The 12,007-nt window shown below is 73.7% G+C and carries 10 protein-coding genes; 2 read left to right on the forward strand and 8 right to left on the reverse strand.

Annotated elements, in window-relative coordinates:
- Nucleotide 1: 1 nt before the first annotated feature.
- The 3 genes from AB0H75_RS28795 to AB0H75_RS28805 form a co-directional block, all read right to left on the reverse strand.
- Nucleotides 2-2,506, reverse strand: a complete 2,505-nt coding sequence (locus AB0H75_RS28795; protein WP_367801436.1) for an ATP-dependent Clp protease ATP-binding subunit — start codon at nucleotides 2,504-2,506, stop codon at nucleotides 2-4.
- 191 nt (nucleotides 2,507-2,697) lie between these two features.
- Nucleotides 2,698-3,291 (reverse strand): TIGR03086 family metal-binding protein, encoded by a 594-nt coding sequence (locus AB0H75_RS28800; protein WP_367801438.1) that lies wholly within the window; start codon nucleotides 3,289-3,291, stop codon nucleotides 2,698-2,700.
- Nucleotides 3,285-4,025, reverse strand: a complete 741-nt coding sequence (locus AB0H75_RS28805; RefSeq protein WP_367801440.1) for an SDR family NAD(P)-dependent oxidoreductase — start codon at nucleotides 4,023-4,025, stop codon at nucleotides 3,285-3,287. Before AB0H75_RS28805 ends, AB0H75_RS28800 begins: the two co-directional genes overlap by 7 nt.
- Before the next feature lie 71 nt (nucleotides 4,026-4,096).
- On the opposite strand from AB0H75_RS28805, the gene AB0H75_RS28810 reads away from it, so the two are divergent.
- Nucleotides 4,097-4,987 carry a LysR family transcriptional regulator gene (locus AB0H75_RS28810; RefSeq protein WP_367801442.1) on the forward strand — a complete coding sequence of 297 codons (891 nt, stop codon included), beginning with the start codon at nucleotides 4,097-4,099 and terminating at the stop codon, nucleotides 4,985-4,987.
- Here the strand turns inward: AB0H75_RS28810 and AB0H75_RS28815 are convergent.
- From AB0H75_RS28815 to AB0H75_RS28825, 3 genes are read right to left on the reverse strand one after another with little or no spacing between them, the layout of a single operon-like run.
- Nucleotides 4,932-7,529, reverse strand: coding sequence for a lanthionine synthetase LanC family protein (locus tag AB0H75_RS28815; RefSeq protein WP_367801444.1), 2,598 nt, complete (start codon nucleotides 7,527-7,529; stop codon nucleotides 4,932-4,934). The genes AB0H75_RS28810 and AB0H75_RS28815 overlap by 56 nt on opposite strands.
- Nucleotides 7,530-7,554: 25 nt before the next feature.
- On the reverse strand, nucleotides 7,555-7,722 hold the full coding sequence (locus AB0H75_RS28820) for a hypothetical protein (protein WP_367801446.1): 168 nt from the start codon (nucleotides 7,720-7,722) through the stop codon (nucleotides 7,555-7,557).
- Between the two features lie 31 nt (nucleotides 7,723-7,753).
- Nucleotides 7,754-8,596, reverse strand: coding sequence for a helix-turn-helix domain-containing protein (locus AB0H75_RS28825; RefSeq protein WP_367801448.1), 843 nt, complete (start codon nucleotides 8,594-8,596; stop codon nucleotides 7,754-7,756).
- 98 nt (nucleotides 8,597-8,694) lie between these two features.
- Here AB0H75_RS28825 and AB0H75_RS28830 point away from each other — a divergent pair, with 98 nt between their 5' ends.
- A complete protein-coding gene (locus AB0H75_RS28830) occupies nucleotides 8,695-10,557 on the forward strand; it encodes an ABC transporter ATP-binding protein (RefSeq protein WP_367801450.1) in 1,863 nt (620 codons plus the stop codon).
- On the opposite strand, the gene AB0H75_RS28835 is transcribed toward AB0H75_RS28830, so the two are convergent.
- Together AB0H75_RS28835 and AB0H75_RS28840 are read right to left on the reverse strand one after the other, a co-directional pair.
- On the reverse strand, nucleotides 10,548-10,772 hold the full coding sequence (locus tag AB0H75_RS28835; RefSeq protein WP_367801452.1) for a ferredoxin: 225 nt from the start codon (nucleotides 10,770-10,772) through the stop codon (nucleotides 10,548-10,550). The two genes, AB0H75_RS28830 and AB0H75_RS28835, sit on opposite strands and share 10 nt — an antisense overlap.
- A 7-nt stretch (nucleotides 10,773-10,779) precedes the next feature.
- The gene (locus AB0H75_RS28840; protein WP_367801454.1) at nucleotides 10,780-12,003 is read right to left on the reverse strand and encodes a cytochrome P450; all 1,224 of its coding nucleotides are present in this window, start codon (nucleotides 12,001-12,003) and stop codon (nucleotides 10,780-10,782) included.
- Nucleotides 12,004-12,007: the final 4 nt, after the last annotated feature.

Below are 12,007 nucleotides of genomic sequence, written 5' to 3' on the forward strand. Positions count from 1 at the left end.
GTCAGCCGGCCGGCTCGGGGTTGTGCGCCCTGAGCAGGAGCGTGTCGCCGTCGGCGTCCACCGTGACCTTGCCGCCCTCGGTGACCTCGCCGGTGAGCAGCATGGCCGACAGCCGGTTGTCCAGCTCGCGCTGGACGGTGCGGCGCAGCGGGCGGGCGCCGAACTCCGGCTGGTAGCCGCGCCGGGCGAGCCAGTCCTTGGCGGCGTCGCTGACCTCCAGCGTGATGTCCTGGCCGCGCAGCCGCCCGCGGGTGCGCTCCAGCAGCAGGTCGGTGATCTGGCGGAGCTGGTCGCGGTCGAGGCGCTTGAAGATGATCGTCTCGTCGATGCGGTTGAGCAGTTCGGGACGGAGCGAGCGGCGCAGCAGGTCCATGAGCCGCTCCTCCAGCGCGGCGGCGTCGCCGGTGGATTCCAGGACGACCTCGGCGCCGATGTTGCTGGTCATGATGACGACGGCGTTGGTGAAGTCGACGGTGCGGCCCTGGCCGTCGGTGAGGCGGCCGTCGTCGAGCATCTGCAGCAGGATGTTCATCACGTCGGGGTGGGCCTTCTCGATCTCGTCGAGCAGGACCACGCAGTGCGGGCGGCGGCGGACGGCCTCGGTGAGCTGCCCGGCCTCCTCGTAGCCGACGTAGCCGGGCGGCGCGCCGATGAGCCGCGAGACCGTGTGCCGCTCCTGGAACTCGCTCATGTCGATGCGGACCATGTGGCCCTCACCGCCGAACAGCGCGGCCGCGAGCGCCCTGGCCAGCTCCGTCTTGCCGACCCCGGTCGGGCCGAGGAACAGGAAGCTGCCGATGGGCCGGTTCGGGTCCGACAGGCCCGCGCGGGCGCGGCGGACGGCCTCGGCGATGGCGGTGACGGCCTCGTCCTGGCCGACGACCCGCTCGTGCAGGTGCTCCTCCAGCCGCATGAGGCGGTCGCGCTCCTGCTCGGTGAGCTGGGTGACGGGGATGCCGGTGCGGCGCGAGACGACCTCGGCGATGTCCTCGACCATGACCTGCGGGACGGTGTCGCGGCCGTGGCGGGCGCGCTCCAGCTCCGGGCGCAGCTTGTCGATCTGGCCGGTCAGCTCCTTGGCCCGGTCGAAGTCGTCGGAGGAGACGGCCTGGTCCTTGTCGCGGCGCAGCGACTCCAGGCGTTCCTCCAGCTCGCGCACGTCGCTGCCGGGCGTGCGGGCGCGCAGCCGGACGCGGGCGGCGGACTGGTCCATCAGGTCGATGGCCTTGTCGGGCAGGAAGCGGTCGGTGACGTAGCGGGCCGAGAGGGTGGCGGCGGCGTCCAGGGCCTCGTCGGTGATGCGGACCTGGTGGTGGGCCTCGTAGGCGTCGCGCAGCCCGGCCAGGATCTCGACCGTCTGCTCCACGGTCGGCTCGGCGACCAGGATCGGCTGGAAGCGGCGTTCGAGGGCGGCGTCCTTCTCGATGTTCTTGCGGTACTCGTCGATCGTGGTGGCGGCGATCACGTGCAGCTCGCCGCGCGCGAGGGCGGGCTTGAGGATGTTGGCGGCGTCCATGCCGCCCTCGGCCGAGCCGGCCCCGACCAGCGTGTGCACCTCGTCGATGAAGACGATGATCTCGTCGGCGTGCGCGCGGACCTCGTCGATGACCTTCTTGATCCGCTCCTCGAACTCGCCCCGGTACTTCGACCCGGCCACCATGCCGGTCAGGTCGAGCGCGATGACCCGCCGGTCCTTCAACGTGTCGGGGACGCTGCCGTTGACGATGCGCTGGGCGATGCCCTCGACGATCGCGGTCTTGCCGACGCCCGGCTCGCCGATCAGGCACGGGTTGTTCTTGGTGCGGCGCGAGAGCACCTCGATGGACTGCTCGATCTCGTCCTCGCGGCCGACGACCGGGTCCACCCGGCCCTGGCGGGCCTCCTCGGTGAGGTCGCGGCCGTACTCGTCGAGCGAGGGCGTGTCGCCGTCGCGGCGGGGCCCGTCGCCGGGGCGGGAGGCCGCGCCGGACAGGACGGCCTGTTGCAGCTCGTTGGCGGAGACGCCCTGCTCGCGCAGGATGCGGGCGGCGCCGGAGTCGGGGTTGGCGGCCAGCGCGACCAGCAGGTGCTCGGGCCCGATGTAGGAGGAGCCGAGCGCGCGCGAGACGCGCTGGGCGTCCAGGACCGCCCGCTTGGCGGCCGGGGAGAGCGTGGTGGGCGGCTCGGCGGCCTCGCCCGGCCCGGCGAGGTCGTCGATGCGGTCGCGCAGCCGGCCGGTGTCCACGCCGGCGGCGGCCAGCAGCGCGCGGGTGGCGTCGGTGTCGATGAGGACGTCGAGCAGGTCGAGCACGTCGAGGTCGGGCGCGCCGCGCTGCCCGGCCCCCTCGACGGCGCGCTGCAGCGCCTCCCTGGCCGAGGCGCTGAGCAGCTTGCCGACGTCCACCCGCTGGACGCCGGGCCGGGACGGCGGCCAGCCCTCCACGCCGCCGAACACCCGGCCCGTGAGCTCCTCGAACCCCCGGAACGGGTCCCCGCCGAAAAACGACCTGAACGGCATGTCCGCCATGGATGTCCCCTCTCACGCTCCGAGGGGACACCTAGCCGGCGGGGCCGCGAGGCAATGCCAGCGATCGGCAAAGCCTGCGCAGTGCCCTCGCTCGTCAGAGGTCAGGGTCGAAGGTCAGGGGGCGGCGGCGCGGGGACGGGTCGGCACCGGCGCCCGGCCGGTCCCCGCGTACTGAGCCGCGTACTGAGTCGTCACGGTGTCCAGTCGGGCGAGCGGCCCAGCAGGGCGACGACCTGGTCCAGGGCGGGGGCGTCGGCGGCGACGGGCAGGCCGGGGAAGAACGCCTTGCCCTCGCCGCGCGACTGCGGCGTGTCCGGCACCTGCCGGGTCAGGGGGAGGGCGGCCGCGGCGAGGTCCTCGTCCACGTTGGGCGGGACGCCCAGGGCCTTGGCGAAGTCCCAGCCGTGCACCACGCAGTCGATGAAGTGGAAGCCGATCGCCAGCTCGGCGGGGAACGGCCCGCCGTCCCGTACCTCCGGGAGGTGGAACGGCCGGTCGAGGACGCCGTCGGCGGCGAAGGCGGCCAGGACGGCGCGGGCGGAGGCGGCGTGCTCGGCCGCCGGGTCGGCGCTCAGGGGGCGGGGCCGCCAGTCGGCCAGCTCTGACCGCTGCCCCGAGGCCGCGAGGGCGAAGCCGTGGTTCTGCGCGATCTGGTGCTCCAGCAGGTCGCGGACGGCCCATCCGGCGCACGGCGTCGGTCTGTCCAGGTCGTCCGGTTTGAGGGAGTCCAGGAGGTCGATGGTGGCCTGCACGGACCGCCGGTTCAACTCGATGATGCCTACCAAGGCACAATCCCTTCATCGTCGTAGAAGCCACCCGTCGGCCCGTCCGGGCCCAGGGTGGCCAACCTGACGATGATGGCAGCGCCGTCCGCGGCGGTGCGAGTGAGGGTGTACGGCAGGTCCTTGGTGAGGTCGGTGGCGCAGGCGCCCGGGGCGGCGGCGTTGACGAGGATGCCGTCCCCGCGGAGTTCCTTGGCGTACTGGACGGTGAGGGCGTTGAGCGCGGTCTTGGAGACCGGGTAGGTGGCCATCGGCGGCAGGCCGGACATGTAGTGGCCGGGGTCGGTGTGGTGGGCGAGGGAGCCGACGCCGCTGGAGACGTTCACGACGCGGGCCGCCGGTGAGCGCCTGAGCAGGGGAAGCATGGCGTTGGTGACCATGAGGACGCCGATGAGGTTCGTCTCGAGGATGTCCCTGAGGGCCTGCGGGGGCGTGTCGCCGGGGGGCCGGCCCGTGGTGCCGGAGATGCCGGCGTTGTTGACGAGCACGTCGAGGCGGGTCAGCGCGGCCGCGACGGCCTCGATGGTGGCCGGGTCGGTGACGTCCAGCACGACGGGGCGTACGTCGCCACCGGCGGCGCGGAGGCGGGCCGCGGCGGCCTCGCCCCGCTCGCGGTCGCGGGAGCCGAGCAGCACGGTCATGCCCTCGCGCGCGAGCCCCGCCGCGACCTCGTACCCGATGCCCTTGTTCGCCCCCGTCACCAGAGCCGTCACCTTGGCAGGAGTCTTGTCCGTCATGTGAGGAAGCACATCACCGCTCGCGGCGGCGGGGCCAACACCGGGTGGGTCATGGCCCATACCCTGAGGGTATGGAGACGCGCGAGCTGACCTATTTCGCGGCCGTCGCGGAGGAACTCCACTTCGGGCGGGCGGCCGAGCGGCTGGGCATCGCGCAGCCGCCGCTGTCGAGGGCGATCCAGAAGCTGGAGCGGCGGCTCGGAGTCACGTTGTTCGACCGGTCGGGGCGGCGGATCGCGCTGACCCCGGCGGGCGAGGTGCTGGCCGCGGAGGCCGCCAGGATCCTCGACGCGGTGGCCGCCGCCGCCGAGCGCACGCGGCGGGCGGGAAGAGCCGAGCCCCGGCTGGCCGTGGTGCTGAAGGCGGGCGGCGACGGGGGCCTGCTGCCGGAGATCCTCGCCGCCTACCGCGCGCACCCCGACGCCGTCGAGGTGGATCTGGTGCTGTGCGGGGTGACGGAGCGGGCGCGGATGCTCCGTGACGGCAGGGCCGACGTCGCGTTCCTGCACAGCCCGTACGAGGATCTGACGGGCTTCGACAGCGAGCCGCTCAGGGTCGAGGGCAGTGTGGCGATCCTGCCTCCGGGACACCGGCTGGCCGGGCGCTCCTTCGTGCGGCTGGCCGACCTGGCGGACGACCCGGCGCCGTGCTGGCCCGGCGAGCATGCCGACATCAGGGACCCGGCCACGTTGATGCAGCTCGTGGCACTGGGCCGGTTGATCGCCGTGGTGCCGGAGTCGGTGGCCGACCACCTGCGGCGCGATCTGGTGGCCGTGCCGGTGCTCGACGGCGCGCCGACCACGGTGGTGCTGGCCTGGCCCGAGGGGGCGCGGTCGCGGGCGCTGGCGGCGTTCGTCCACACGGCGGCCACCGTCGCGGCGGGGCATCCCGCGCGGGCCCGCCTGCTCAGAGCGGCAGGAGCGCCGGGCCCCCGCCGTCCCGGAGCCTGCGCAGGAACGTGAGGACACCGGTCAGCCCCTGCGCCCAGGACGGGCTGCCCTCGCCGGGCAGCCCGGTGACGAAGACCGGATGGTCCGGCGTGCCGCCGCTGCGCAGCAGGAGCTGCACGACCACGTCGTACGCGGCGTCCCAGTAGCGTTGCTCGCCGGTGTCCACGGCCAGGTCGAGGAGCAGGTGGCCGACCGCCGCGGCGCCGCAGCAGGGACCCACGGCGACGAGCCGCGGCACCCACGCCATGCACACCTCGGCGCAGCGGAGCGCCAGCCGGGAGGCCGCCGCGTCCCCGAGCACGGCCCCCGCCCGGTGCAGGACCTGCCCCGCACCGGCCTGCCCCTGGCACCACGAGGCCGCGAGCGGCATGGCGGACGTGGCGGCGGCCTTCTCCACCAGCGGCCGGGTCCGCCCGACCAGCTCGCGCAGCCGGGCCGCGGCCAGGGGCCGTGCCCGGTCGTCATCGGTACGCAGCACGTACTCCGCCAGGAAGCCCACCACGCCCGCCAGGCCGTGGGCGTAACCGGCCTCCGTCTCGAAGCCCGCCGTCTCCGGATACCGCTCGCTGGTGTAGGGCGAGCGCAGCGAGCCCTCCGCGAGCAGGTCCACGCAGCGCTCCGCGACGCGCAGGTGGCAGTCGCCGAGCCCGCGCCCGGACAGGAGCAGGTGCCCGATGCCGACGCCGGCGGCTCCGATGATGACGTCCGGGCCCTCCGGCAGCCAGCCGGGCTCCGGCAGCGCGGGGGTCTTGGACGCGCCCGCCTCGTACAGGGCGAGATCGACGCCGGTGCGCCCGGCGTACAGGCCGTGCGGCAGCGCCGTGCGCTCCGCCGTGACGCGCGCGTGCTCCAGCAGCCGGGGCAGCAGCGCGGCCACCGCCGGGTCGTCGCGGTGCCTGAGCAGCTCCAGGGCCACGCCCGCCGACCCGCTGTAGAGGCTGGCGTCGTGCTCGCCGGGCGAGTCGGAGTGCCCGTCGATCACCGTGGCGGTCTGCGCGACCAGGTCGGCGAGGACGTTGCCGGCGATCTCCGCCACCAGGTCGTGATCCGCGCGCGGGAGCGCCGGCAGCGGGTGGGCCGGCGACGAGCGGGCCGACAGCGGGTAGGGCGGCAGCGGGTAGGGCGACAGCGGGTGGCCCGGCGCGTGCGTACGGCCGCCGTCGCGGGCCAGCAGCCGGGCCGCCGCCCGCGCCCGCTCGTGATCGCCGCTCAGCAGCTCGCCGATCGCGCCGATCACGCCGCGGGGCGCCGGCCCGTGCACGCGGTGGATCTGCTGCAACGCCCGCACCCTCGGCAGGTCGAAGTCGTCGTCCGACTCGACCGGCTGCTGGAAGCCGGCCGCGTACCACAACGTCATGCCGAGCCCGTGCCAGTCGTCGTAGTCCAGCGGCTCCATCCGGCGGCGCTGCCTGGCCGGCATGTAGCCGAAGGTGCCGCCGGTCATGTGGATGCCCTCGCTGGCGGCGAACCCGAAGTCGACGAGGTACGGCCGGCCGCCGTCCACGACGACGTTCTTGGGCGACAGGTCGTACATGACCACGCCGCGCCCGTGCACCTCCGCCAGCGTGCGCGCCAGCGAGCGGGCCAGGTCCTCCAGCCCGCGCCCGGGCGGCGGCTCCTCGGCGGCGGTGAGGTAGCGGCCGTTGGCGAGGAGGTCCTGCTCCAGGTTGCGCCGTCCCACGTCGGTGAGCACGAGGAACTCGTCGTCGCCGTGGCGGAAGTGGTCCAGGCAACGCGGCACGCCCTCGACGCCGTCCAGCAGCGACAGCACGTGCCGCTCGTTGCGCAGCCTGAGCCTGGCGTCCAGGCCGCCCTCCGCCTCCAGGACGAAGGCCCTGGCCTGCTTGACGATGACGGTCGCGCCGTCCCGCTCGTCGAGGGCGCGGAAGACGTTGCCCCGGGCCGACTCGTACACGCCGGCGAGGATCCGGTAGCGGCCCCCGGCCACGACCTGCCCGGACGCCTCCCCCGACGCGCCCGTGAACGGGTCCTCGGCCCAGGAGGGCTGCCGGTAGGTCAGCGACGCCTCGCCGTCGAAGACCTCGCCGTCCGGCCCGCGCAGGCGGGTGGTCACCTGGCCGCGCGGGTCGGCGTTCCAGGAGGCGATGAACGGGCCGTACCGGTAGTAGACCGGGGCGTCGGGGCTGACCCGGCGGTCGCTCACCACGCGCGGGCCCTTGCGCCCGCGCAGCAGCGCCGCCAGCGTGAGCCCGATCTCGCGGACGCGGTCCTGCGGCGGGTAGACGGTGCACGCCTTGCCCACGGCCGCGGGGTTGCGCAGCCCGTCGTTGAGCGCCCGCAGCAGCACCGGCGTACGGGCGAGCTTGAAGGGGCAGCCCAGGTCGAGCAGGACGGGAACGACGAGCCCGGCGAACTCGGCGAACTCCGCTTCCCTGGAGGAGAGGTGCAGTTTCCATCCGTGCTCGGGCAGATCGAACGCCGCGACGTCCACCATCAGCCACAGAGAGGTCCTGCGGACGCTGTGCGGCCGCCCTTCGGCGAGGGTCCGTACGAGGCGTTCGATCTGCTCGTGCTCGTGCTCGTGCTCGGTCATGCGTGGACCTGGCGGGATCGTCCGGTCACACCGCTGTCGAGCGCTGGCAGTTGCTGGAGCCGCTGCGGCACACGCAGGTCGGCACGCAGCCGAGCCGCAGGTGCAGGCCGGCGTAGTCGTCGTCGAACAGGATCCGGGGCTCGAGCGTCGAGTCGTCCACGAGCCGCGGTTCCAGCATCAGAAGAGCCGTCATGACCTTCCTCCCACCTACCGGCGGGTGACGATCACCCGCCTTCGTCATGGTCATCCAGGCCGGCGAGCCAGTCTTGTACGAACCCGAAGTGGGCGAGATGTCGCTGAAGTTCGCCGCCCGCGCCGGCGATCGACGAGGGGCGCCGCCCGGTCAGCGCCTTGCAGTCGTGGTTCAGGTGCGCCTGGTCGTAGAAGCCGCACTCGGTCGCGACCCGCGCCGCCGGGCGGCCCGTGGCCAGCAGGCGCAGCGCGTACCGCAGCCGCAGCACGCGCGCCGACGTCTTGGGCGACAGGCCGATCTGCTCGCGGAAGCGCAGCTCCAGCAGGCGCTCGCTCATCCCCGTACGCTCGGCCAGCTCGGCGACCGTCATCCGCCCGGCGGCGCGCACGAGCAGCCGCCAAGCCACGGTGACGGCGTCGGCCTCCGGGACGTACCCGGCCAGCCGCTCCCCCAGGAACCGGTCGGCCAGCGCGAACGCGGAAGGCCACGACCACGCCGCCCCCAGCGCCCGCACCAGCCCCTCGGCCACCGCGCCCGCCACGTCGGACAGCTCGGCCACGGCGCCGGCCAGCCGGTTCATGGGCTGCCCGAGCAGGGCGTGCGCGACGCGCGGCGTCATGTGGACGCCGAGGCACGGGGTGGGGACGCCGAGGCACGGGGTGGGGACGTCGAGGCCGAACGTCCGCAGCCGGGCACGCGGCCCGAGCACCAGCGGCCCGCTCGCGTGCCCGATCACGAGCTGCGCGAGGCCGTCGGGGTACAGGGCGTACCGCCGGGGCCCGGCGTGCGGAAGACCGATCTGGTACCAGTGCCGGCTCCTGCGGGTCACGCAGCCCGCCAGCGGCGGCCAGGGAGGTTCTGCGGTGTCGTCCACCGGGCGATGATGATCAACATCACGTTGAGCATCCGTTCAGGACGTGTTGATCGCCGCACGGATTGATCGCCGCACGGAGCTGCCCTCACACTCTGCCTATGCCGGACGAACCACTGGAACTGAGCGACATCTCCATCTCCGACTGGTATCCGCACGCCGACACCATGACCGAGGTCGGCTTCCCGGCGATCGCCCGCCGCCTGCCCGCCCTGATCCGGCAGGCACTCGGCATCGCCTGGACGGCGAGCCGGCGCGACACCCTGGCCACCATCGCGCTCAGCCTGCTCGGCGGCGTGTTCACCGCGTTCGGGCTGCTGGCCACCACCGGCGTGCTGACCGCCCTGTTCAGCCAGGGGCCCACTCCCGACCGGGTCATGGCCGCCCTGCCCAGCCTCGCCGTCGTCGCGGTGTCCGCCACGCTGCGTTCCGCCGTCGGGGCGGGTGCCGGATGGGCGCAGGCCCGCCTCACGCCACAGATCTCCCGTGCCACCGAGCAGCGCCTGTACGGGCTCACCAGCCACGTCGAGCTGGTCGCCTACGACGACCCGGAGTTCCACGACGCGCTGGAACGGGCGAACAACCGGGGCGCGGTCGTGGCCGACTCCGTGGTCACGGAGGCGCTGGACGTGGTGACCGCCGCCATCGGCATCTGCGCCACCGCCGGCGTCCTCGGCGTGCTGCACCCGGTGCTGCTGCCGCTGCTCCTGCTGGCCGTCCTGCCGGACGCCTGGGCGGCCGTGCGCGGCGCCCGCATGCGCTACGCCACCATGTACGGCCTCATCCCGACCCGCCGCCACAAGTGGATCGTCGGCGACCTGCTGGCCGAGCGGTCACCCGCCGCGGAGGTCCGCTCGTTCACCATGCGTTCCTTCCTGCTGCGCCTGTACGACGCCGTGGCCAGGGCCGAGCAGGACCTGATGCTGCGCCTGGCCAGGCGCCAGGCCGTGGCCAGGGTGCTCGGGGAGGCGCTGGGCGGGATCGGCACCGGCCTGGTCTACGTCGTGCTCGGGCTCCTGCTGGCGGGCGGCGCGATCCCGCTGGCGGTGGCGGGCACCGCCGTCCTGGCCATCCGGTCGGCCCAGCAGTCGCTGAACAACCTCATGTTCGCCACCAACCGTCTCTACGAGCAGGGGCTGTACTTCACCGACTTCCTGGAGTTCTGCGCCGACGCCGAGCGCCGCCTGCCGAGGGCGGGCAGGCTTCCCGTCCCTGGCGGCTTCGAGCGCATCGCCGTGCGCGATGTGACCTTCACCTACCCCGGCTCCGCCACGCCGGCCCTGCGCGGGGTGTCCCTGGAGATCAGGCGGGGCGAGGTGGTCGCGCTCGTCGGCGAGAACGGCTCGGGCAAGACCACCCTCGCCAAGATCCTCGCCGGCCTGTACGCCCCGGCCGGCGGCACCGTCCACTGGGACGACACCGACCTGGCCGACGTCGATCCCGAAGCGCTGCGCCGCCGTACCGCCGTCATCGCCCAGGACCACACCCGCTGGCCGCTGACCGTACGCGACAACATCACGATGGGCACCGACCGCGGCCGTCCCGCCCTGGAGAGGGCCGCGGCCGTGGCCGGCGCCGACGAGGTGGTGGCCGGGCTGCCGCTGGGCTACCGCACCCTGCTGGACCGGCGCTTCGCCGGCGGGCAGGAGCTGTCCGGCGGGCAGTGGCAGCGCATCGCGGTCGCCCGCGGCTTCCACCGCGACGCCGACCTGCTGATCTGCGACGAGCCCACCGCGGCGCTCGACGCGCGCGCCGAGCACGCCCTGTTCGAGCGCATCCGCGCCCACGCCGAGGGCCGCACCGTCATCCTCATCACACACCGGCTGGCCAGCGTCCGGTACGCCGACCGCATCTACGTGCTGGAGCACGGCGGGATCGCCGAGCACGGCTCGCACGAGGCCCTGATGCGCAACGACGGCCTCTACGCCGACCTCTACACCCTGCAGGCCAGCGCCTACAAGTAGCCTCCCGCCCCGCCCCACCGCGTGGAGCCGAAGCCGGTGCTCGGCACGAGCGCCGGGCGAGCGGGTGAGCGCGCCCGTGCCTCGGCCCGGTCATCGGGGTGGTCGGACAGCAGGGCCACGACGCCGTCGTCGTCCTGGTCGAAGACGGCCGGCTCGGTCAGGACGCACTGGCCGGAGCCGACGTAGAGGCTGGTGTCCGCTTTGATCCGCATCATGTCCTGCTCACCAGGTGACCGGAAGCTCGTGGGCGCCGTAGATGACGGCGTCGTGCTTGAACGGGACGTCCTCCACCGGTACGGCGAGCCGCAGGGCGGGGATGCGGCGGAACAGCGTGTCGAAGACGATCTGCAGCTCCATCCGGGCCAGGTTCTGGCCGAGGCACTGGTGCGGGCCGAAGCCGAAGGCGAGGTGGTGGCGAGCGCCGCGCTCGACGTCCAGTTCGGCCGGGTCCTCGAACACCGCCGGGTCCCAGTTGGCCGACAACATCGAGACGATGACGCCCTGGCCGGCCTTGATGCTCACCCCGGCGATCTCCACGTCCTCGGTGGCCAGCCGGGAGGCGACCCCGTCGGCGATGGTGAAGTAGCGCAGCAGTTCCTCCACGGCCGCGGGCGTCCTGCCCGGGTCGGCTCTGACCAGGGCCAGCTGCTCCGGATGGGAGAGCAACCCGACCACCCCGAGCGAGATCATGTTCGCCGTGGTCTCGTGCCCGGCGGTCAGCAGCAGGAAGGCCAGGCTGACCAGGCTCGCGTGGTCGAGGGCGCCCGTCTGGCGTTGCCGGGCGATCTGCCGGCTGAACAGGTCGTCGCCGGGTTCGGACTCCTTGCGGGTGATCAGGTCGTCGATGTAGGCGCGCAGTTCGGCGAAGGCCTGCCGGCGCTCCTCCGCGGAGGCCCGGCGGACCAGCATCGAGGTACGGCTCTGGAAGAAGTCGTGGTCGGCGTAGGGGACGCCGAGCAGCTCGCAGATCACCAGGGAGGGCACCGGCAGGGACAGCGCCTGTACCAGGTCGACCGGCCGCTGGTCGGTGGCGAGCATGTCGTCGATGAAGTGGTCGACGATGTCCTGGATCCGCGGGCGCAGCGCGGCCAGCCGCCTCACGGTGAACTCGCCGATCACCGCCCGGCGGGCCGCGGCGTGTTCCGCGCCGTCCATGCTGAGCATCAGCGGCGGCTGGCTGCGGAGCTGCCGCAGGGTCGCCGCGTCGAGGGTGAACAGCGGCCAGCCCTCCTTGCGCTTGTCGGAGGAGAAGCGGGGGTCGGCGAGGACGGCACGGCCCTCCTCGTGCCCGGACACCCACCACGCCTCGCCGCCGCCGGCCAGGCGGACCTTGCTGATCGGCGCCTGCTCGCGCAGCCGTTCGTAGGCGGGGGGCGGGGCGAACGGGCAGCCCCGCTCGACCGGCACTTCCAGGCCGGCGAGTTCGCCGGCGACGCTCTTCGTCATGAAT

It is taken from the genome of Nonomuraea sp. NPDC050783, from assembly GCF_040802095.1.
Lineage (GTDB): Bacteria > Actinomycetota > Actinomycetes > Streptosporangiales > Streptosporangiaceae > Nonomuraea.

Excerpts from the sequence above, each read along its gene's own strand:
- AB0H75_RS28805 (WP_367801440.1), bottom strand. The coding sequence starts at position 4,025 with ATGACGGACAAGACTCCTGCCAAGGTGACGGCTCTGGTGACGGGGGCG.
- AB0H75_RS28810 (WP_367801442.1), top strand. The coding sequence starts at position 4,097 with ATGGAGACGCGCGAGCTGACCTATTTCGCGGCCGTCGCGGAGGAACTC.
- AB0H75_RS28795 (WP_367801436.1), bottom strand. The coding sequence starts at position 2,506 with ATGGCGGACATGCCGTTCAGGTCGTTTTTCGGCGGGGACCCGTTCCGG.
- AB0H75_RS28820 (WP_367801446.1), bottom strand. The coding sequence starts at position 7,722 with ATGACGGCTCTTCTGATGCTGGAACCGCGGCTCGTGGACGACTCGACG.
- AB0H75_RS28835 (WP_367801452.1), bottom strand. The coding sequence starts at position 10,772 with ATGATGCGGATCAAAGCGGACACCAGCCTCTACGTCGGCTCCGGCCAG.
- AB0H75_RS28815 (WP_367801444.1), bottom strand. The coding sequence starts at position 7,529 with ATGACCGAGCACGAGCACGAGCACGAGCAGATCGAACGCCTCGTACGG.
- AB0H75_RS28830 (WP_367801450.1), top strand. The coding sequence starts at position 8,695 with ATGCCGGACGAACCACTGGAACTGAGCGACATCTCCATCTCCGACTGG.
- AB0H75_RS28840 (WP_367801454.1), bottom strand. The coding sequence starts at position 12,003 with ATGACGAAGAGCGTCGCCGGCGAACTCGCCGGCCTGGAAGTGCCGGTC.